Below are 18,000 nucleotides of genomic sequence, written 5' to 3' on the forward strand. Positions count from 1 at the left end.
GGCAAAGGGCATGGGTTTTATCGGGAGACATGCAGTACACTTCGCAATTCTCGTACGTTCTCCTCATGAACATCATAATAGACTTCCAAGCCATCCCGCTTGCCTACTAGCAAGCCGGCACTTTTGAGGCGGGCAGTGTGTTGGCTCGTTGTCGATTGTGGCAGGTTCAATGCTCCGTAGAGTTGGGTGACATTCATCTTTCCTCTGCCAAAGAGCATGCTCATGATCTCCAAGCGAGTCGGATGCGCCAACACCTTCAACTTATCTGCCACTTCTTCGTATCGTTCTTTTGGAACTATCATGGTATCACCTCTGCAATCTTTTTATTGTTCTATACAGATTATGCAACACAAAAGAGGAAAAGTCTCGGCATTTGTATGGCTCGGTTAGAGGGCAAGGGGAGTGAAAAGAGTACATGCCGTAGTAGTGCTTCTTTATGTTTCATCATGTCGGTAATGGGAGGCTGCACTCCTCAAAAATTGGAACACATTGCTTTGTCCAGATGGTACAATAAGGGAGAGAGTGCTGTGCAGTCCGAAGTATCTGGCGGATACACAGGCGATGGGAATACCGATAATCCTTTTATCGGGATGATACAATTGTGGGGGCGAAAGAAATGGTGGATAAGAAGAAATACTGGACCTTGTTGCTTCCAACGTTCGTTATCTGTGCCGTTCTGCTGTACTACCTTCCCAAAGGCGACAAACAGGATATTTTGCTGGTCCCGTTTGTGTTTTGGATGATGTACTACGCTTGGTGTTATCTGGAGGAGCACAGGAAGAAACATTGAAGTACCCTCTGCATACAGGGAGATATTGCAAGTCATTTTGAAGGAGGAAAAACAATGGGGAACCTTTCAAGGGGCGTTGCAATGGCTGCAATTGCCGTATCATTGCTAGGAGCAAGCAGTGTTAGCACATCTGCCGCTGCTGAACTGACGACTCAACAGAAACAAGGATATTATGAGCAATACCAAAAAAGCGTGGCGGGCGTAATGGAGCAGAAATTAGGCCTTCATCTGGAAGTGCCGCCAATGGATCAGTTCCAGCCGGAGGAATGGGTCGAGCCGCAAGTCTATGACAAGAGGATTGGAGATATTGTGCAGCAATACAGGAGCGATGAGCAGAAAGCACTGCGTACCCTATCCGCTGCACCGCCAACTGTGACAGACGCCAATGGCCAAACGAAGAAAATTGTACAGGTGTATGTGGGAGATGCGCTGCACCCGATTGAAGTCATAGGACACTTTCAGACACAATTGGACGAGCGGAGCGGGCGGCAAATGTTTGCGGCCGCAGACAATATCATGATGAAAGCAGCGGACAGTGGCATATGGAACCAAACAGCATATAAGGCTACTTTAATTGACGGCGGCCGGACGTACAGCGTTACAATAGAAGGTGTGTACACTTTGGCGGGCGTATCATTCCCAAAGGCATGTACGGTAGAGTTCCAGTGTGGTGAAGTGGGGCAAATCTATTGATGTAGTCTCCCTCCGATACATATTGCGATATAATATGGCTATTCCTTGTCCGTCACAGGAACAATGGTGTGAAAGAGAGAGATACATATGTTTGTGTTTCAGACGTTTTACAATCTAACAGACGGGGAAATTCAACTCGTCCCCTTGAAGTACATACCTGCCGATTATGAGAAAGGCTTTGTGCCTGCCTATGAATTCGGAATTGCGCCGGCCAACAATGCGGGACTCATGATGGGAAAGATTCAACTGCGAGTGGGCGACAACGAAAATACCTTCTACGGCGGTCATGTTGGCTATATGGTGAGAGATGTGTTCCGTGGGAACAACTACGCCGCCAAAGCCTGTTTGCTGGTTCGGAAGGTCGCTGCCGCGCATGATATGGAGAAACTCATCATCTCCTGCAATCCGAACAATATGCCATCCAAAAGGACGTGTGAGAAGACGGGGGCGAGGCTGCGAGACATTGTAGAAGTGCCGCCGCATCATGACTTGTATCAACGAGGAGAGCGGGAGACGTGCATCTATGAACTGGATGTGCCGTCAACAGGAAAGGAAGGGACAGCATGACGAAGACACAAAAAGGGATACTGGCTATCCCGGCTCTGCTTTTACTCATGGTCATCGGCGCAGTTTTGGTATTTGCCAACTGGCAGTCCTTATTCGGACAATACAGACCGATAGAAGTCGCAAAGGTGGTGTACACCTTAGAGGTGAAAGGTGAGTCCGTGGCAACGATGCAAAACATCGACAACGATACCTTGTACGTGACAAAGGGAAGCATCATTCCTTTTGTTGATAGAATGAAAGAGCAGGGCTATGAACTAACTGCGGAGAATCGAGCAGCAGGCCGGCTGGAGTTTCAGCGGAACCGTAATACCGTCTCTGTGCCTACACAGCCGTTTTGGAGAGGGTACAGGGTGTTTGTCAATCCGCCACTGTAAGCAAGCAAGACGCTCACAAGGTACATATGCGACAACAATGGCAGGGACTTCAAATCCTTGCCGTTCCCGCGTTTCTGGCATGTTCTATTGCTAATCGCGCAATATTACGTCAACTACGGATGAATGGGATAGGCAGCCAAAAAGAGTAACACATTGTTTCTCCTGAATGGTACAATATGGATGTTGTGGAAGGAGTTGATGGAGATGAAGAATGTGTATCAAGGTTTGTTGTACTTTGGTGTCATGGTGACGCTTATCTTCGGAGGTGTCTTCGTCCTCCGTTGGACATTGCATGGCGAACTGTTGCTTGACCAACTGATTGGCTGTACCGTAGGCTTGGCGGCTCTGGTGACAGGTTTCGTACTGAAGCATCGAAACAGACAACATGAAATGTAAGTGGGACCCTTCTTTGGGAGAGGTTTGCTGTCGGACTGTTCATTTTGAAGGGGGATGAAGGGATGCTCAATATCAATCCGATTGGCATTGTGATTCTAATTGTATTTGTTCTGGTGCTGTTCCTCGCTTTGAAACGTATTATGAAGTGGTTTTCCAGATAAGCAACGCTTCCCCTCCAAAGAGTTTGGGAGGGGTTTGCTGTTGATTTGGAACAGGCGGCTTTGGCTGTCTGTTTTGTTTTTGTTACGGAACCTCTATTCCAGCAAGCAGGCATGAGTAACAGCAGGAATTGACCTAACAGACAGGGAATTATATGACCGTAATGGCTCAATAAAAAGGAGTGGATTCCTTGAAGAAGGCTGTGTTACTGGCTGTTTCGGCATGTTTGGTGTTTGGAGTAGCGGCTTGCTCCAGTCAGGGTGATAAAAAGGCAAGTTATGTTCCTGTATCTCCTGCAAGTACAGCGTCAACGGCAAAGGTTAAGGAGACAAAGGATGTAAGAGAAAAGGTTTGGAACCAATTCTCCGAAGAGCGGAAAGCAGGCTTAGTAGGCTGGCAAAGTGCCAAAGTATCTACTACCATTCTGCCTAATGGGTCTGTTGGTGTAGACCCGTCCTATGGCGGGAAAGAGGTGTATGTAGTGGACTTCTCTAAAAAAGAAGCCGCTGAACCAGACAACACAGTTGCTTATGTTGACAAAGAGACAATGAAAGTCGTTGGTTTTGTCCTTTCAATGTGAAGTCATAGAACTGCCAATAACAGATGCTGGGTCTCTCCAAACAGGAGGGGTTTGCTGTTCATTTTGAAAGGGAGGCTGAAAAGTGAGTGAGATTGAACTTATCATGAGTATCTACACGCTGCTATTGTTTGCGGGCGCATTCTTGATGGGGTTTCTTCTCCAGTACATCTTACACAAAGTACCTTTTGTCAAAATAGGGTTGTTTCTGTATCTTGTAGCAGGGATTTATCTGCTGATGAGAAGTTGGAGTGCTGAATTTACATTGCTTTCCGTAACTGCGGGAGCCTTTTGTTTGAGTGCTTTCTTTGCAAAACTGGCAAGAAGAGCAACGCAGCAAATAGAACAGCAGATGGAAGAGGACTTGCCACCCCCAAAATGAGCAGCAATATCAACGTCCTTGTAAATGATACTATGAATCTCCTCCGAGCAGAGGAGGAGTTTGCTGTTTTATGAGTCAACTTTCAGAGTAATCAAACAAGTGGGGATGTGCCGTGAGGTATATTGAGATTGGTTTGGGCAATAGATGGTTTATACGCACAGAAACAGAGTTTGAAGATGGAACGGAAATAGAGCAACAAGGAATTCTCAAGCCAATTCTTTTTAGGTCTCTGTATATTCGTATATGGCTTAACAAGACCTGTCTGGTGCTGAATTCCAAAGAGGGTGTCAAGAGGATGAATAAGAAACGAAGAGCCTTTAAGTTCGTACTTGGGATAGTCAGTGAAACTCCCAAATGAGGCTTTTCTCTTGCTATCGTAGTAAGAATGCGAATGAGCCTCACGAAAATTTCTTAGTGTGTATCCACATCTTGACGTCGAGACATCTTGCAGGAGAAAGGGAGTTTGTATGTCCCCCTGTTCTCCTACTCTATCATTTCCTTCTCCCATATATCTTAGGCAAGGGACTGCAATTCCTGCACGCGGGGATGGCGGGACGAAAGGATGATTTGGAGGGCTTCTCGTTCCAGGCCTTCCCGAAAGATGCGTTTTGCCTTTGTCACCCTTGTATATTTGGACTTCTCTGTTATATCTTCGATCAAACCTTCCACAAGAGACGAGCGCTTCCCGTCTCCTTCATATAGTGCCTTTAGGTCATAGTAATGCTCGATGAAAAATCGCTTGCCCACACGATTGAGAAGTTCGTATACGTCTGTGTCACTCAATGTGCTCACTCCATTTCGTTGTACTTCCTGTATTGTACCATAAAGTGGAACAACTGGATAAAGTGATTCTTTGGGGAGGAAGGCAATCCATGACAGTAAAACACAAGTACAATATACATGGAATATTCACTACTTCTGCTTTCCGCTGTGTGATAAAATAAAGGGAAAATCAGGAAAAGAGGTTATGTGATGGTTGGATTGTTGCTGAACGTAATCGTCATTGTTTTCATTGTGGGGATACTATATCTTCTGCTCAAGACAGTGCTGTTGCAAACCGGGGCAAAAAGCAATGAACAGGTAGAGCGCAAACTGGACCGAATCATTGCGTTGCTAGAACAGCAAAGCAAGTAAGATAGAGCACAGGAGTCCCGGCTGTCCCGCATAACTGGCTATACTTCATCATCTGTACCATTTACAGAGTGTAAGAGGGTTCAGGGGTGCGTCGCGTTTCAAGAGGTATTCTACATATACGGGAGGCAATGACGATGAATCTAGGCTTAGGAATCTTCTGGTCTGTTCCCACGCTAATCTTGCTGCTTACAGGGTCTTTGCTGCTTCGCAGGTCATCCAGATGGGCGAAGTGGAGCGCGTACACCTCATTTCTGCTAGGAGGCAGTTTGCTTGTGGGAGTGTGCCTGCTGCTCTTGGACGTCTTTGAAGTGTAGGGAAGGGAGGCAAGGGGAACATAGAGAAAAAACAGGAGGAGGCATTCGCTGTGACGGTGACATTTTTGACGCTTGCATTGTTGCTTCTGACAGTATTGGACTACGCCGCTTTGCATGAAGACAGCAAACGCTGGCATTGGTTCAAGAGAAAAAGCAAAGCAGCTCCACTGGATCTTGCGTTCAGCGGGTTGCTTATTTTAAATGTCCTGATATATATAAAGTAGATGGATTGCTCATACTCCAACCTGGTCGAACAGCATACACAGAAAGGTCGCCAGTAGATGTAAGGCGGCCAGCACAGCAAAATGAGTCCCTGATACACCCGGTATCAGTTGAAAAGCAAGGGGAAACAGCAGGGTTTCGACGCCAAACAGCATGATGACCAAACCGATTCTTCCGGCCAGCACCTTCTCATTCTTTGGGACAAACACATCTTGGTTTCCCGCAAGGAAGGCGGTTAAACCTTTTCTTCGGACGGAGTAGCCGATATACGCAATCAGAGCCCCTGCTATCATGAGGCCAAATGAAACCAACGGCATTGTTCTCGCCTCCCATATCGTCCTGTAACTTATGATGTCGGAATATTCAAACGTATAACAGTATGATACCGCTGCGCGGCTTTTGATGCAAGGCAGGGATGGGTATGATAGCAAGATGGCTGTTCGGGAAGGAGGGGGAAAATGGAGAATGTTGGACCGATTCTGTATGTAATTCTTGTATGCGGACTGGTCATCTTGTTCTGCGTATCATTCACAATGTTTATTCGCAGTCTGTTGCGCAGCAGTTCCCGAAGGAGCGCAGCCGCGCAGAACACCGAGCGGTTGCTGGAAGAACAAAACGCGCTGTTGCGTGAACTGATTGAGACTGTGAAGCAACGGCCATGATAGGGGGAAAGCAAGGCGCTGCTTTTATCTAACATGCGAGGTGACATATGGCGGAGAATGAAAACACGAAAGAGCCGAGAGACAGAGATGATAAGCGTTGGCAGTTATGGGACCACCTCCTTACGTTTGGCATCTTCAGCCTCCTATCCGACAATGAAGAAGCCAGCAAATCAGATGAGAACTTTCGGCGCATCCTCTTTCAATGGACCATGTCTGCTGTGATGGCAGGCGTTCTGTTTGTTATCATCTGGTTCCTGTATGGCTTGATGCATGGGAGGTAGACATTCCCCTGAATCAATAGTTTAACTGCAAAAATCTCTCTTCCCATTTCTGTATCTCTATGATAAAATCTCATTATAGGTTCATGTGAACTATTCTTTTGATGGATTGGTGTGGGGATGAAACGGAAGAACAAATGGCAGATGAAGATGAAGGACCTATTTTCCTTCGTACTTATTTTCAATGTTGACGATGTGTTAAAGATGTGGCTGCCGCCTGAAGGATAGGGCAGGGGATGGAAGATGGGTTTGCTTTTTAGCGCAATTGTCCTGCCGTTGGTGCTCTTGATCGATAAGTTCTCTCCAAAGTCAAAATGGGCCAACAAGGAACTGTCCTTTGGGGAAGGGGTTTTGTTTGTTGCCCTGATTGGTATGAGTTCTGTCATCTTTTGGGATTGGTTGGTGTAAGAGATGCTTGAGGGACATACATACAGTATGCATGATAAAGGGGAAACTGCAATGGAACACATACATTTCTATACTGCGTCTTTTTGGCGGCGCGCCGGGGCATCTTTCCTAGATGGTTTGGTTTTCTTTGTTCCGATATTCGTTGTTTTTGAGATGCTTTTGGGGATGGATGCTTCCCGCTCTTCTCAAGATTGGAGATTCAATCTGGCACACTCCTTATACTTAGCCATCCTTCCGTTACTGTGGTCGGGCTACACGCTTGGAAAGCGGGCTGTTGGTATCCGCATCATGAAAGCAGACGGTACGCGGATGGGAGTTTGGACAATGCTTCTACGAGAAGTGATTGGAAGATTCTTGCTTGGTACTGTGACATTTGGAGTTTCTGCCGTTGTGAGTGCTCTTATGATCGCATGTAGAAAGGATCATCGAGGGATTCATGATATGATGGCAGGCACTATGGTAGTATATCGCTGAAATATTATATAACAGAGGTGAAATGGAATGGCGCTAGGGAGCATTGCTTGGGGAAATATCATCTATCAATTGTTTCTGTTTGTTATACTCATACTGATTATCGGTGCTGTATATCGGTTGATAAGGAGCGCAGTCGTAAGGAAACAAAGAGATATGCACATGGAAAAGAAGTTGGATACAATCATTGAGTTGCTGAAAAAGCAGAGAGGAGAGTAAGAAACGCAACTGTGGAACAATGGCGTTCTTCCCCTGTAAAAGTCAGTGTCCGCCACGATTGCCATAATCAGCACTTGCTGACAGATTCCGAAACTCCCAATCATCAAAGAACTCTTGACACGCAAACCTTAGCAACAAAAAACCACACCCCGTCTCAAAAATCTCATGAAGCAACAGGAAACCAATAGGTCCATATGCAACATGGAAATTGAGAAAGGATGCGGTCGTGCACAGAAAGAAAAGAAAGGATGTGTGACCACTTTCCTTCCAATAAGAAAAAATCAAGGAGAACCCTTGATTTCATTGGCTTGATGACCTGTGAGGGATTCGAACCCCCGACCCCTTCCCTGTCAAGGAAGTGCTCTCCCACTGAGCTAACAAGTCAAAGTATGATGACTGCTTGTTCGTGCAGCGCTTATGAATATAATATAACGTCTGTAAAAAGAAATGTCAACAGCTTTTAAAAGGATATTCATCTGTCTGAAATTATGATATAGTAAAATATGTGTGCCACATACCAATATTGCACTGTGAGAATATGAATATGTGAATATACGGGAGATTTGTTTGTATGAAATTGGAAAAGAGGAGGGGGAAAGACATGAAACGACTCAGGCAGTGGGCTTTAGCCGTGTTGTGTCTATTCGTCATACTGCCGGCACAGGGCGTGCGGGCAGAAGGACAGCCGGATGTGTTTGGTCAATATGCTGTCTCCATCAATGCCCAAACAGGTGACGTACTGTATGACAAAAATGCCCATCATCAGGCATTTCCGGCAAGCATTACGAAGATTTTGACGGCCATTGTGCTGATGGAGCATTTGAAGCCTGCCGATCAGATTGTATTTTCTCAAAAGGCGCTTGACGAAGAGAAAAGCAACTACCAAGTGGAGTTTGCCGTTGGGGAAACGATGGACCGCGATACAGCGCTTATGACGCTGATGGTGCTGAGCGCCAATGATGTGGCCTATGCAATCGCAGAGAAGGTTGCCGGCAGCCCGGAGGAATTTGCCAAGCTGATGAATGCCAAGGCTGTGGAGCTCGGGGCGAAGGACAGCCATTTCATCCGCCCGAACGGACTGCACGATCCTCAGCACTATACAACGCCGTATGATATGGCGATGATTGCAAGGGGCGTGCTGAAGTATCCGGAAATTATGAAGGCAATGAGCACCAAGCGCACAAGCATTGCCACTTCAAGGCAGACGGCTTCCATTTTTAACAAAGCAACCTTCTTCGAAAATCCAGAATGCCTCGGCGGCAAGACCGGTTTTACAAACCAGTCCCGCAATACGCTGGTGGAAATTGATAAGAGAGGCGATGCGGTCATTATCAACGTTGTCATGGCATCGCAAAAGCCGGAAATTTATAATGACATGAACATTATCTCGAATTATGCGTTTCCGCAGCTGACCAAGGAGACCGTGCTCGACGGAGCCAAGTGGTCACAGAGCATCCCGTTTTTGGACAAGCGGGTTGCCGGCAAGCTGGAGCATAGTGCAGATGTTATGGTGAAGCAGGGTGAGCAAGGCAGCCTGCAAAGCGTTGTAAGGCCCGTTCATTTTCATGCGGACAGGCTCTATCGCGAGGGGATCCGGGAAGGAGAGGTCATCGGCCAGGTGGACGTTGTCAAGAATGGCGCTGTACTGGATTCAGTGAACATTTTGGCCAAAGAGAGAACCACCTTCCAGAAGCCGGTGGCTGAGAAAACCGGTATTTCACTAGTATCTGCTTCTATTACCGTCATCACGCTGCTTGGCGGAGCAGGATTGGGAGTTGCCATTCAGGCGATGCGAAGAAGAAGAGCTGCGTAGGAATACGCGGCTTTTCTATTTCTGGCCCAAATAAAAAAGCAGGCGCCTATGCGCTGCTTTTTTATTTTTTGTTATGCTCCATCCGCCATTTTGTAAACTCCAAAAATTCCCGGAACTGGTCTTTGGAAATACCGGAACCCATTGCATCCTTTACGAGTGAGAGCCATTCAGAGTCCAATGGCATATCTTCGGGCAGCTTGTCTTGCAGCAGTGAGTCGACTGGCACCTTCAGTACATGAGCGATTTTTTCAAGGAATTGTATAGAGGGGTTTTGCTGTAGGTTGCGTTCAATGGAACTGATGTATGACTTTGCCACACCGGCTCTTTCGGCAAGCTCCGTCAACGAGATGCCCCTTTGGAGGCGCAGTTGTTTAATGCGTTCGCCAATCATAGAACTGTGCACCTTTCCTGTGTAATGCATGAATAAACTTATTATACCACATTTCCTTAAAAAAATGTTAGTTATTGGTACTATACCAGAGATTTTAACGCTGGAGCACTCTCCAAAAACCTTCTGATTTCCTCGGCAGTCAAGCCCAAATCCAGTGCGTCAGCCATCAACTCAATCCATTCCGGATCCAAATCTTTATACGCCATGTCCATTGTAAATGCTCCTCTTCTTTTATATGAAATATATATTGGAATAAAATGAAGCTGTTATACATATCTATGAAGATTTCAGGATGTTAAAGGATGAGATTTATGTAAAATGCAGGAAAGAGGTGAGTAAATTATAGCGTAAACTTACAATTTTTGCAATATTCTTGAGGGAATTGGCTTTTAATATATAATTTTGTAAATTTATCAAAAAATATAGAAAAATTTATTAAAATATATTGCTAAATTTTCTAAATTTAGATAAGATTCATACACGGTTAACTATTCTGAAAATAAGAGGGGGAAAATGAAAGATGAAGAAAATGCCTGTAAAAGTATTTTCTGCAGTAGCGATCGCTTCTATCTTCGGAAGCTCGCTGGCATTTGGCGGATCCGCCCAAGCTGTAACAAACAGCCCGGGTTCTGTTGCGCCATCCGCACCAATTGACACACATCTCATTCCACAAGAGCGCCTGGCGGATGCTTTGCAGCAGCGCGGCGTCATCAGCAGCACAGCTTCTCAAGCAGAGGTGCAGCAAGCGGTGCAATCCTATATTAAGCAAAAGGAAGGGCCTTATAAGGGGAAAGAGCCGAAGTCTTCCTTGACAGAAGAAGCCTACAACTTCACGAAAAAGGTAAAAGCTGCGAATGCCCAAGTGAAGGACAAGGCAAGATCTCCGCTGAATAACGGCAATGCAGCACATGGGTTCTCAATGGGGAACAAAAACGGGGCAAACGGCGTTCCGACTCCGGAAGCAAAGCAGGCTCCTTATGATGGAAGCGTTCGCAAGGACAAAGTATTGGTTCTATTGACTGAATTCTCCGACTTCGGACACAACAATATCGAGCAAGAGCCAGGATATATGTATTCTGATAACTTCAGCCGCGAACATTATCAAAAGATGCTATTTGGCGATGAAGATTTCACTTTGTTTGATGGCTCCAAGATTAAGACTTTCAAAGAATTCTATGAAGAGCAGTCCGGCGGCAGCTACACGGTTGATGGCTATGTAACGGACTGGCTGAAGGTGCCCGGCACGGCGAAGGAATACGGCGATGACAATCCGAATGGCGGCCACGACAACCTGAATCCGAAGGGTCCTCGTGATCTTGTCAAGGATGCGTTGAAGGCAGCGGTGGCGAAAGGTTTGGATCTCTCCCAATATGACCAGTACGATCAATATGACATGGATGGCGACGGCGTCTACAATGAGCCGGACGGTCTCGTTGACCATCTGATGGTGCTGCACGCTGGTGTCGGCCAAGAGGCGGGCGGCGGCAAGCTGGGCGATGACGCCATCTGGTCCCACCGTTGGACGCTGAATGGGGTATACGCAGTTCCGGGAACAACAGCAAAGGTAGATTATTGGGGCGGCAAGATGGGGGCTTACGATTACACAATTGAGCCGGAAGACGGTGCGGTAGGTGTATTCGCACACGAGTTCGGCCATGACCTTGGTCTTCCGGATGAGTATGACACACAATACACAGGCGCTGGCGAACCAATTCAGTCCTGGTCCATCATGAGCGGCGGCAGCTGGAACGGCAAAATTGCGGGCACAACGCCGACAAGCTTCTCTCCGCAAAACCTGGAGTTCTTCCAAAACACAATCGGCGGCAACTGGTCAAATCTGACGAAGGTTGATTTTGACAAGCTGGACAGCAAAGGCTTCTACACCTATCTGGATCAGAGTGTAACAAAGTCCAACCGTCCGGGCACAATTCGTGTGAACCTGCCGAAGAAGCCGGTACAAGGCGTGCTTCCGCAGGACGGCAAGCAGTACTACTTCAGCACAAAGGGTGACGATGTCAACACGACAATGGAAACACCTGTGTTCGACCTGACAAATGCAACAAATGCGAAATTTGACTTCAAGACCTTCTATGAAGTGGAAGCAGACTATGACTACCTGACTGTAAAGGCTGTTACAGAAGATGGTGTAGCCACTCAAGTTGACCTGATTGGCGATGAGAATCAAGATGGAACCTTTGAAACAACTAAAGGCCAATGGGTGGACAAGTCCTATGACCTGAGCCAATTCGCCGGCAAGAAGGTGAAGCTCGTATTTAACTACGAGACAGACGGTGGCCTGGCGGGCGGCGGCTTCGGTCTTGACAATGCGACACTGACAGTGGACGGCAACGTTGTCTTCTCTGACGATGCAGAAGGCACGCCGAAGTTCACGCTGAAAGGCTTTACAACATCCAGCGGTTATGATTACAAAGACCAATACTACTATGTAGAGTGGAGAAACTACGCAGGCTCCGACGTGGCACTGCAGTACGGCCGCGGCCCTGTATACAACACAGGCATGGTCGTGTGGTATGCGGATGACAGCTTCATGGACAACTGGGTTGGCGTACACCCTGGCGAAGGCTTCCTTGGTGTGGTGGACTCCCATCCAACAGCGATTGCCGGTGTGCTGAATGGCAAGCCGTCCTATGCGAGTTCTACACGCTATCAGATTGCGGACGCTGCATTCTCCTTGGACAAGACGCCAGCTTGGTATGTGAACTCTCCAAGCCGCGGCATCTTCGACTATAAGAGCCTGAACGGCGTAACGCAGTTTGACGATTCCAAGTCCTACATCGACAGCAACATTCCGGATGCCGGCCGCAAGGTGCCAAACTTTGGCCTGAAAATCCAGGTCATCGGCGAAGCGAAGGACAACTCTGCAGGTGCAATCCGCATCTACAAATAAGCACTATGACCGCTGGAGCGAAGGCTTCAGCGGTTTTTCTGTCCATTCTTGCATGACGGGCGGCAATGGGGCTATAGTAGGGATAAGATAGAAGAGAAGAGGTGTACGGTATGGATCTATCCACTCTCGTCCAAACACAAAAGGAGTACTATCACAGCGGCAAAACACGGGCGCTGCCCATTCGCCTGCTGCAGCTGGAGCTTCTGTATAAAGGCATTCAAAAATACGAGGAAGAGCTTTTCGCAGCGCTGCGCCAGGATTTGAATAAGTCTGATCTTGAGGCATATACAACTGAAATCGGCTATGCGCTGAAGGAGATTTCATTCGCGCGCAAGCATTTGGCGGATTGGATGAAGCCGGAAAAGGTGAAAACGCCGGTTACACACGCCGGTTCCGCCGGCTACATTGTGCCGGAGCCGTACGGTGTGACGCTTATTATCGCCCCCTGGAACTATCCGTTTCAGCTGGCCATTGCGCCGCTCGTGGGTGCCATTGCGGCTGGCAATACAGCTGTGATAAAGCCGTCCGAGCTGACGCCGAATGTCTCCAAGGTCATGGCTGCAATGCTTGGCGAACTGTTTGATCCGGCTTACATTGCTGCGGTGGAGGGCGGTGTGGAAGCAAGCGCCGGGCTGCTGGAGCAGCCGTTCGACCATATCTTTTTCACCGGCAGTGTGGCGGTCGGCAAAATTGTCATGGCGGCGGCGGCCAAGCGTCTGACGCCGGTCACGCTGGAGCTGGGCGGAAAGAGCCCTTGCATTGTACATCATGACGCGAATTTGCGGCTTGCGGCACGCCGCATTGTGTGGGGGAAATTCCTGAATGCCGGCCAGACATGTGTCGCGCCGGATTATCTCTATGTGCACCGTTCAGTCAGAGAAAAACTTCTTATATATATGAAGGAAGAAATTCAAACCCGGTACGGGGCGCGTCCGGTGGAGAATAGAGACTATGTGCGGATTGTCAGCGAACGCCATTTCGGGCGGCTTGCGTCTTTCCTGGCAAACGGTGAGGTGCTGGCCGGCGGGGGCAGTGACACCGAGCGTCTTATTATTGAGCCAACGCTGCTGGGCGGCATCACATGGGAGGACCCTGTCATGGCAGAGGAGATCTTCGGGCCCATTCTGCCGGTGCTGGAATATGAGAATCTGGATGATGTCATTTCTGTCATCGTGCAGCATCCGAAGCCGCTGGCCTTCTACTTATTTACAGAAAGCGCCAAAGTGAAGCGGGACGTCATCGAACGTGTTCCCTTCGGCGGGGGATGCGTCAACGATACCATTTACCACCTGGCCACACCGTACCTGCCGTTTGGCGGCGTCGGTGAAAGCGGAATGGGCAGCTATCATGGGGAATACAGCTTCCGGGCGTTTTCCCATTATAAGAGTGTGCTGCATCAAACGACGAAATTTGATATGAAGGTCCGGTACGGGACGGCAAAAAATGCTTTAAAATATATCCGTAAATTGTTAAAATAAGGTTGACTTATTGTAACGTGTATACTCCCCTTCTCGTGAAGGGGTTTTTTCGTGAAGGACAAGGAGGAGATGAAATCATGAAGACCATTATCGCATTGGAGGCTGTTGCGAAAACGTATGATGAGCAGCCCGTCATCCCGCCGTTGTCTTTGGATATACGTGAGGGGGAGTTTCTCACCATTTTAGGCCCGTCCGGCTGCGGCAAGACCACGCTGCTGCGGATGATTGCCGGCTTTGAGACGCCGACGCAAGGAAGCATTTCCTTGGATGGTGTCCAAATTAACAGTCTGCCGCCGCATAAGCGGAATATGAATCTTGTATTTCAGCACTACGCGTTGTTCCCGCATATGACCGTGGAGCAAAATATTCGTTTTGGCCTGAAAATGAAGGGGGTGTCCGCTGCGGAACAGAAGGAGCGGGCGGATGAGGCCATGCGGTTGACCCAGCTGGCGGATTTGCGCAGCCGCAAGCCGGCCAAGCTGTCAGGCGGTCAGCAGCAGCGGGTGGCAATTGCCCGGGCCATCGTGAACAATCCGCGAGTCCTGCTTCTCGACGAACCGTTGGGCGCCCTGGATTTCAAGCTGCGCAAGGATTTGCAGCGGGAGCTGAAGAAGCTGCAGCGCGACCTCGGCATCACTTTTGTGTATGTCACTCATGACCAGGAGGAAGCGATGAGCATGAGCGACCGGATTGCGGTCATGAACGCGGGCCGTATCGAGCAAATTGGCGCGCCGAAGGAAATCTATTATACGCCGCAAACAAGATTCGTAGCCGGGTTTATCGGCGAGAACAATATTTTGGCAGGCAGGGAAGGGGAAATTGCGGTCCGTCCGGAGCACCTGTACCTTCGCCCGATTGAGGAGGAGATGAGCATCGACCGCCGCATTTGTACAGTGGAGGACGTCGAGTTCACCGGCAATCTGGAAAAGCTGTACTTGCGGGATGCAGAAACAAATCAGGTGCTGCTTGCCCACCAGGCGGAAGAGGGCGAAAAGCGTTGGCAGACAGGGCAAATCGTGGCTGTCAGCTGGCGCAAAAAGGATGAGGTGAAGCTGTCATGAGAGCTGGAAGACTGCTGGCGCTTCCCGCACTCCTTTGGCTGCTCCTCTTCTTTTTGCTTCCGGTGCTTGTTGTGTTTCTCTATGCGTTTTGGGAGCGCGGTACATATGGCGGAGTAGTCCACAGCTTTACACTGGAGCATGTGCTGCGCGTGTGGGAACCAACCTATGTGAAGGTGCTCTGGCAAACTATGAAAATCGCTTTGCTGACAACAGTGCTGTGCCTGCTCATCGGCTATCCCTTTGCTTATATGATCACATTGGCGGAGAAGCGGCGGCAGTCGTTGCTGCTGCTGTTGGTCTCTCTCCCCTTTTGGATCAACTTTCTGGTGCGCTCCTATGCCTGGATCGTCATTTTGCGTTCTCAAGGGCTCGTCAATACCATATTGTTAAAATTGGGCCTCATTGAGGTGCCGCTGCAGCTGCTGTACAACGAGGGCGCTGTGCTTCTTGGCATGGTATATGCCCTGCTGCCGTTCATGATTTTGCCGGTATATGCTTCCCTGGAGCAGCTGGACAAACGGAAGCTGGAAGCTGCTTCCGACTTGGGAGCCACGCCTTTTCAGGCGTTCTGGCATGTCACGCTGCCGCTGACGCGCCCCGGTATCGCCTCTGGGTCTATTTTGGTATTTGTGTCCTCCATCGGGATGTTTGTGGTTTCTGATGTGATGGGCGGGGCCAAGGTGCCGCTGATTGGGAATGTAATCCAGAATCAATTTCTGGGGGCCCGGAACTGGCCGTTTGGCTCGGCGCTGTCACTCATTCTTGTCCTGCTTACCATGATTCTCATCTTCCTGTATTACCGGATTGCCGGGCCGCGGGAGAATGGAGGCGGCAGGCTATGAAAAAGCTGCTGGTAACATACGCTTGGCTGATTCTCTTATTTTTATATCTGCCGCTGCTCGTGCTGGCTGTCTATTCTTTTAATGACTCCCGCATCAATGCGGAATGGAACGGATTCACGCTGCACTGGTATGCGGATTTGCTGCAGGATCCGGCTGTGCTGGAGGCGTTCCTGAACAGCTTGAGCATTGCCGCTGTGACGACACTTGCGGCAACCGCAATCGGCACGGCATGCGCACTGGGACTGCACCGGTATAAGCAGAAGTGGCGCAGTGCCTTTGGCAGCCTTCTCTACCTGCCGGTCCTTGTGCCTGATATCCTGATGGGCTTATCGCTTCTGGTATTGTTCAGCCAGGCGGGCATGGAATTGGGAAAGCTGACGATTATCATTGCCCACATCACGTTCAGCATATCCTTTGTTGTGATTATCGTGTCGGCCCGGCTGGCCGGCATGGGACGGGAGCTGGAGGAGGCAGCGGGCGATTTGGGCGCCGCGCCGTGGCAAACCTTCCGCTATGTCACGCTGCCTGTGCTGCTGCCGGGTGTCTTGTCAGCCGCGCTGCTGACCTTTACGCTGTCCATTGATGATTTTGTTATCACGTTTTTTGTCGCCGGACCGGGTTCGACAACGCTCCCGATTTATATTTACGGCATGGTGAAGCGCGGCATCACGCCGGAAATTAACGCACTGTCAACGCTTCTTATTGTGTTGATTGCCCTGCTGATGCTCGGCTCGGAGTGGCTGCGCCGCCGCGGAGAGAATGGAGAAAAAGGCGGTTTGCCGCTGTAAGGAGGAAGAGGCTATGAAATGGTGGAAAACAGCGGCCGGAGCTGCCTTAAGCGTCCTGCTTGTCGGCGGTGCTTTGGCGGGCTGCGGCGAGAAGAAGGAAGAGCTGAATATCTACAGCTGGGCCGACAATTTTGATGAACAGGTTTTAAAGGACTTTGAGAAGCAAAATAATGTGAAAATCAACTACAGCGTATTTGCCAATAATGAAGAGCTGCTGGCGAAGCTGCAGGCCGGGGGCACAAGCTATGATGTCATCCAGCCTTCCGACTATATGGTCCAGACGATGAAGAAGCTGGATTTGCTGGCGCCGCTGGAGAAACAGAATATGCCGAATCTGGAAAATATACAGCCTGATTTCAAGACGCCGCCCTTTGACCCGGAAGGAAAGTATTCCGTCGTATATACGTGGGGCGTAACCGGCATTGCTTACAATAAGAAGTATGTGAAGGAGGCGCCGACGAGCTGGAGCGACCTCTGGAAGCCGGAGTACAAGGGGCGCGTCATCCTGCTCGATGACCAGCGCGAGGTGCTGGGCATGGCGCTGAAGAAGAACGGCTTCTCCAACAACTCTGTGTCGAAGCCGGAGCTGGAGACAGCCTACAAGGATCTGCAGAAGCTTGTGCCGAATGTGCTGGCCTTCAATACGGATGATATCAAGCAGAAGTTTATCGCCGAGGAAGCATGGATTGGCACAGTCTGGTCCGGCGATGCTTCCTATATTGCCAAGGACAATCCGGATGTAGGCTATGTGGTGCCGAAGGAAGGCAGCACCATCTGGGCGGATACACTTGCGATTCCGAAAAATGCCAAGCATAAGAAGCTGGCCGAGAAATTCATCAACTATTTGCTGGATCCGAAGGTGAGCGCGAAAAACTATGAATCCATCGGCTACAGCGATCCGAATGAAAAGGCGCTGCCGCTCCACAGTGAGAAATACCGCAGCGATAAGGCGATTTTCCTGTCCAAGGAAGAGCTTGGCCGTACGGAATGGGTGCAGGACATCGGAAAGGACACCACCACGTATGACGAGTATTGGACAAAATTAAAGACAGATCAAAAATAAAGTGAGAATC

At 49.0% G+C, this 18,000-nt stretch carries 28 protein-coding genes and 1 tRNA gene; 23 read left to right on the forward strand and 6 right to left on the reverse strand.

What is annotated here, in order from left to right:
* Positions 1-17 precede the first annotated feature (17 nt).
* Positions 18-272 (reverse strand): ArsR/SmtB family transcription factor, encoded by a 255-nt coding sequence (locus NK662_RS07795; protein WP_368736058.1) that lies wholly within the window; start codon positions 270-272, stop codon positions 18-20.
* Between the two features lie 344 nt (positions 273-616).
* Between NK662_RS07795 and NK662_RS07800 the strand changes: the two genes are divergently transcribed.
* The 8 genes from NK662_RS07800 to NK662_RS07835 all read left to right on the forward strand — a co-directional run bounded on the left by NK662_RS07800 (position 617) and on the right by NK662_RS07835 (position 4,296).
* The gene (locus NK662_RS07800; protein WP_254758357.1) at positions 617-790 is read left to right on the forward strand and encodes a hypothetical protein; all 174 of its coding nucleotides are present in this window, start codon (positions 617-619) and stop codon (positions 788-790) included.
* A 54-nt stretch (positions 791-844) separates the two neighbouring features.
* Complete coding sequence (locus tag NK662_RS07805; RefSeq protein ID WP_254758358.1) at positions 845-1,483, forward strand: hypothetical protein; 639 nt, start codon at positions 845-847, stop codon at positions 1,481-1,483.
* 87 nt (positions 1,484-1,570) lie between these two features.
* Positions 1,571-2,050, forward strand: coding sequence for a GNAT family N-acetyltransferase (locus tag NK662_RS07810; protein WP_254758359.1), 480 nt, complete (start codon positions 1,571-1,573; stop codon positions 2,048-2,050).
* Positions 2,047-2,424: a hypothetical protein gene (locus NK662_RS07815; protein WP_254758360.1), complete on the forward strand. Its 378-nt coding sequence runs from the start codon at positions 2,047-2,049 to the stop codon at positions 2,422-2,424. The genes NK662_RS07810 and NK662_RS07815 overlap by 4 nt, the downstream gene beginning before the upstream one ends.
* A gap of 213 nt (positions 2,425-2,637) precedes the next feature.
* Complete coding sequence (locus tag NK662_RS07820; RefSeq protein WP_438503602.1) at positions 2,638-2,820, forward strand: hypothetical protein; 183 nt, start codon at positions 2,638-2,640, stop codon at positions 2,818-2,820.
* A gap of 349 nt (positions 2,821-3,169) precedes the next feature.
* Positions 3,170-3,559, forward strand: a complete 390-nt coding sequence (locus tag NK662_RS07825; protein ID WP_254758361.1) for a hypothetical protein — start codon at positions 3,170-3,172, stop codon at positions 3,557-3,559.
* An 82-nt stretch (positions 3,560-3,641) separates the two neighbouring features.
* Positions 3,642-3,938 carry a hypothetical protein gene (locus NK662_RS07830; RefSeq protein ID WP_254758362.1) on the forward strand — a complete coding sequence of 99 codons (297 nt, stop codon included), beginning with the start codon at positions 3,642-3,644 and terminating at the stop codon, positions 3,936-3,938.
* Positions 3,939-4,050: 112 nt separating this feature from the next.
* Positions 4,051-4,296 carry a DUF3977 family protein gene (locus tag NK662_RS07835; RefSeq protein ID WP_254758363.1) on the forward strand — a complete coding sequence of 82 codons (246 nt, stop codon included), beginning with the start codon at positions 4,051-4,053 and terminating at the stop codon, positions 4,294-4,296.
* Positions 4,297-4,451: 155 nt separating this feature from the next.
* On the opposite strand, the gene NK662_RS07840 is transcribed toward NK662_RS07835, so the two are convergent.
* Positions 4,452-4,721, reverse strand: a complete 270-nt coding sequence (locus tag NK662_RS07840; protein WP_254758364.1) for a hypothetical protein — start codon at positions 4,719-4,721, stop codon at positions 4,452-4,454.
* Positions 4,722-4,910: 189 nt separating this feature from the next.
* Here NK662_RS07840 and NK662_RS07845 point away from each other — a divergent pair, with 189 nt between their 5' ends.
* From NK662_RS07845 to NK662_RS07855, 3 genes are all read left to right on the forward strand, one after another.
* Positions 4,911-5,072, forward strand: coding sequence for a DUF4083 family protein (locus tag NK662_RS07845; protein ID WP_254758365.1), 162 nt, complete (start codon positions 4,911-4,913; stop codon positions 5,070-5,072).
* A 134-nt stretch (positions 5,073-5,206) separates the two neighbouring features.
* Entirely contained in the window at positions 5,207-5,386 is a 180-nt protein-coding gene (locus tag NK662_RS07850) for a hypothetical protein (RefSeq protein ID WP_254758366.1), read from the forward strand.
* 50 nt (positions 5,387-5,436) lie between these two features.
* Complete coding sequence (locus NK662_RS07855) at positions 5,437-5,610, forward strand: hypothetical protein (RefSeq protein WP_254758367.1); 174 nt, start codon at positions 5,437-5,439, stop codon at positions 5,608-5,610.
* 9 nt (positions 5,611-5,619) lie between these two features.
* Here the strand turns inward: NK662_RS07855 and NK662_RS07860 are convergent, their stop codons facing one another.
* On the reverse strand, positions 5,620-5,925 hold the full coding sequence (locus NK662_RS07860; RefSeq protein WP_254758368.1) for a hypothetical protein: 306 nt from the start codon (positions 5,923-5,925) through the stop codon (positions 5,620-5,622).
* Positions 5,926-6,066: 141 nt separating this feature from the next.
* Here NK662_RS07860 and NK662_RS07865 point away from each other — a divergent pair, with 141 nt between their 5' ends.
* The 5 genes from NK662_RS07865 to NK662_RS23730 all read left to right on the forward strand — a co-directional run bounded on the left by NK662_RS07865 (position 6,067) and on the right by NK662_RS23730 (position 7,646).
* Complete coding sequence (locus tag NK662_RS07865; protein WP_254758369.1) at positions 6,067-6,270, forward strand: DUF4083 family protein; 204 nt, start codon at positions 6,067-6,069, stop codon at positions 6,268-6,270.
* Between the two features lie 47 nt (positions 6,271-6,317).
* On the forward strand, positions 6,318-6,551 hold the full coding sequence (locus tag NK662_RS07870) for a hypothetical protein (RefSeq protein WP_254758370.1): 234 nt from the start codon (positions 6,318-6,320) through the stop codon (positions 6,549-6,551).
* Positions 6,552-6,791: 240 nt separating this feature from the next.
* Positions 6,792-6,956 carry a hypothetical protein gene (locus tag NK662_RS07875; RefSeq protein WP_254758371.1) on the forward strand — a complete coding sequence of 55 codons (165 nt, stop codon included), beginning with the start codon at positions 6,792-6,794 and terminating at the stop codon, positions 6,954-6,956.
* A 51-nt stretch (positions 6,957-7,007) separates the two neighbouring features.
* Complete coding sequence (locus NK662_RS07880) at positions 7,008-7,430, forward strand: RDD family protein (RefSeq protein ID WP_254758372.1); 423 nt, start codon at positions 7,008-7,010, stop codon at positions 7,428-7,430.
* Between the two features lie 27 nt (positions 7,431-7,457).
* Positions 7,458-7,646, forward strand: coding sequence for a DUF4083 family protein (locus NK662_RS23730; RefSeq protein ID WP_368736059.1), 189 nt, complete (start codon positions 7,458-7,460; stop codon positions 7,644-7,646).
* Between the two features lie 312 nt (positions 7,647-7,958).
* On the opposite strand, the gene NK662_RS07885 is transcribed toward NK662_RS23730, so the two are convergent.
* A tRNA-Val gene (locus NK662_RS07885) sits at positions 7,959-8,030 on the reverse strand.
* A gap of 217 nt (positions 8,031-8,247) precedes the next feature.
* On the opposite strand from NK662_RS07885, the gene NK662_RS07890 reads away from it, so the two are divergent.
* A complete protein-coding gene (locus tag NK662_RS07890) occupies positions 8,248-9,459 on the forward strand; it encodes a D-alanyl-D-alanine carboxypeptidase family protein (RefSeq protein ID WP_254758373.1) in 1,212 nt (403 codons plus the stop codon).
* A 61-nt stretch (positions 9,460-9,520) separates the two neighbouring features.
* Here the strand turns inward: NK662_RS07890 and NK662_RS07895 are convergent, their stop codons facing one another.
* Complete coding sequence (locus tag NK662_RS07895; RefSeq protein WP_254758374.1) at positions 9,521-9,850, reverse strand: helix-turn-helix domain-containing protein; 330 nt, start codon at positions 9,848-9,850, stop codon at positions 9,521-9,523.
* Positions 9,851-9,930: 80 nt separating this feature from the next.
* Positions 9,931-10,062, reverse strand: coding sequence for an anti-repressor SinI family protein (locus tag NK662_RS07900; RefSeq protein ID WP_254758375.1), 132 nt, complete (start codon positions 10,060-10,062; stop codon positions 9,931-9,933).
* A gap of 308 nt (positions 10,063-10,370) precedes the next feature.
* Between NK662_RS07900 and NK662_RS07905 the strand changes: the two genes are divergently transcribed.
* From NK662_RS07905 to NK662_RS07930, 6 genes are all read left to right on the forward strand, one after another.
* Positions 10,371-12,758 carry an immune inhibitor A domain-containing protein gene (locus tag NK662_RS07905; protein ID WP_254758376.1) on the forward strand — a complete coding sequence of 796 codons (2,388 nt, stop codon included), beginning with the start codon at positions 10,371-10,373 and terminating at the stop codon, positions 12,756-12,758.
* Between the two features lie 110 nt (positions 12,759-12,868).
* A complete protein-coding gene (locus NK662_RS07910) occupies positions 12,869-14,236 on the forward strand; it encodes an aldehyde dehydrogenase (RefSeq protein ID WP_254758377.1) in 1,368 nt (455 codons plus the stop codon).
* Positions 14,237-14,313: 77 nt separating this feature from the next.
* Positions 14,314-15,297 (forward strand): ABC transporter ATP-binding protein, encoded by a 984-nt coding sequence (locus NK662_RS07915; protein ID WP_254758378.1) that lies wholly within the window; start codon positions 14,314-14,316, stop codon positions 15,295-15,297.
* Positions 15,294-16,139 carry an ABC transporter permease gene (locus NK662_RS07920; protein WP_254758379.1) on the forward strand — a complete coding sequence of 282 codons (846 nt, stop codon included), beginning with the start codon at positions 15,294-15,296 and terminating at the stop codon, positions 16,137-16,139. The genes NK662_RS07915 and NK662_RS07920 overlap by 4 nt, the downstream gene beginning before the upstream one ends.
* Positions 16,136-16,927, forward strand: a complete 792-nt coding sequence (locus NK662_RS07925; RefSeq protein WP_254758380.1) for an ABC transporter permease — start codon at positions 16,136-16,138, stop codon at positions 16,925-16,927. Before NK662_RS07920 ends, NK662_RS07925 begins: the two co-directional genes overlap by 4 nt.
* Positions 16,928-16,940: 13 nt before the next feature.
* A complete protein-coding gene (locus NK662_RS07930) occupies positions 16,941-17,990 on the forward strand; it encodes an ABC transporter substrate-binding protein (protein WP_254758381.1) in 1,050 nt (349 codons plus the stop codon).
* Positions 17,991-18,000: the final 10 nt, after the last annotated feature.

The sequence above is a fragment of the Ectobacillus ponti genome, assembly GCF_024294785.1.
Taxonomy (GTDB): domain Bacteria; phylum Bacillota; class Bacilli; order Bacillales; family Bacillaceae_G; genus Ectobacillus; species Ectobacillus ponti.

Bases quoted from the DNA above. Each gene is read 5' to 3' on its own strand.
- NK662_RS07800 (WP_254758357.1), top strand. From the start codon at position 617: ATGGTGGATAAGAAGAAATACTGGACCTTGTTGCTTCCAACGTTCGTT.
- NK662_RS07805 (WP_254758358.1), top strand. From the start codon at position 845: ATGGGGAACCTTTCAAGGGGCGTTGCAATGGCTGCAATTGCCGTATCA.
- NK662_RS07810 (WP_254758359.1), top strand. From the start codon at position 1,571: ATGTTTGTGTTTCAGACGTTTTACAATCTAACAGACGGGGAAATTCAA.
- NK662_RS07815 (WP_254758360.1), top strand. From the start codon at position 2,047: ATGACGAAGACACAAAAAGGGATACTGGCTATCCCGGCTCTGCTTTTA.
- NK662_RS07845 (WP_254758365.1), top strand. From the start codon at position 4,911: ATGGTTGGATTGTTGCTGAACGTAATCGTCATTGTTTTCATTGTGGGG.
- NK662_RS07850 (WP_254758366.1), top strand. From the start codon at position 5,207: ATGAATCTAGGCTTAGGAATCTTCTGGTCTGTTCCCACGCTAATCTTG.
- NK662_RS07860 (WP_254758368.1), bottom strand. From the start codon at position 5,925: ATGCCGTTGGTTTCATTTGGCCTCATGATAGCAGGGGCTCTGATTGCG.
- NK662_RS07865 (WP_254758369.1), top strand. From the start codon at position 6,067: ATGGAGAATGTTGGACCGATTCTGTATGTAATTCTTGTATGCGGACTG.
- NK662_RS07870 (WP_254758370.1), top strand. From the start codon at position 6,318: ATGGCGGAGAATGAAAACACGAAAGAGCCGAGAGACAGAGATGATAAG.
- NK662_RS07875 (WP_254758371.1), top strand. From the start codon at position 6,792: ATGGGTTTGCTTTTTAGCGCAATTGTCCTGCCGTTGGTGCTCTTGATC.
- NK662_RS07880 (WP_254758372.1), top strand. From the start codon at position 7,008: ATGGAACACATACATTTCTATACTGCGTCTTTTTGGCGGCGCGCCGGG.
- NK662_RS23730 (WP_368736059.1), top strand. From the start codon at position 7,458: ATGGCGCTAGGGAGCATTGCTTGGGGAAATATCATCTATCAATTGTTT.
- NK662_RS07890 (WP_254758373.1), top strand. From the start codon at position 8,248: ATGAAACGACTCAGGCAGTGGGCTTTAGCCGTGTTGTGTCTATTCGTC.
- NK662_RS07895 (WP_254758374.1), bottom strand. From the start codon at position 9,850: ATGATTGGCGAACGCATTAAACAACTGCGCCTCCAAAGGGGCATCTCG.
- NK662_RS07900 (WP_254758375.1), bottom strand. From the start codon at position 10,062: ATGGACATGGCGTATAAAGATTTGGATCCGGAATGGATTGAGTTGATG.
- NK662_RS07905 (WP_254758376.1), top strand. From the start codon at position 10,371: ATGAAGAAAATGCCTGTAAAAGTATTTTCTGCAGTAGCGATCGCTTCT.
- NK662_RS07910 (WP_254758377.1), top strand. From the start codon at position 12,869: ATGGATCTATCCACTCTCGTCCAAACACAAAAGGAGTACTATCACAGC.
- NK662_RS07915 (WP_254758378.1), top strand. From the start codon at position 14,314: ATGAAGACCATTATCGCATTGGAGGCTGTTGCGAAAACGTATGATGAG.
- NK662_RS07920 (WP_254758379.1), top strand. From the start codon at position 15,294: ATGAGAGCTGGAAGACTGCTGGCGCTTCCCGCACTCCTTTGGCTGCTC.
- NK662_RS07925 (WP_254758380.1), top strand. From the start codon at position 16,136: ATGAAAAAGCTGCTGGTAACATACGCTTGGCTGATTCTCTTATTTTTA.
- NK662_RS07930 (WP_254758381.1), top strand. From the start codon at position 16,941: ATGAAATGGTGGAAAACAGCGGCCGGAGCTGCCTTAAGCGTCCTGCTT.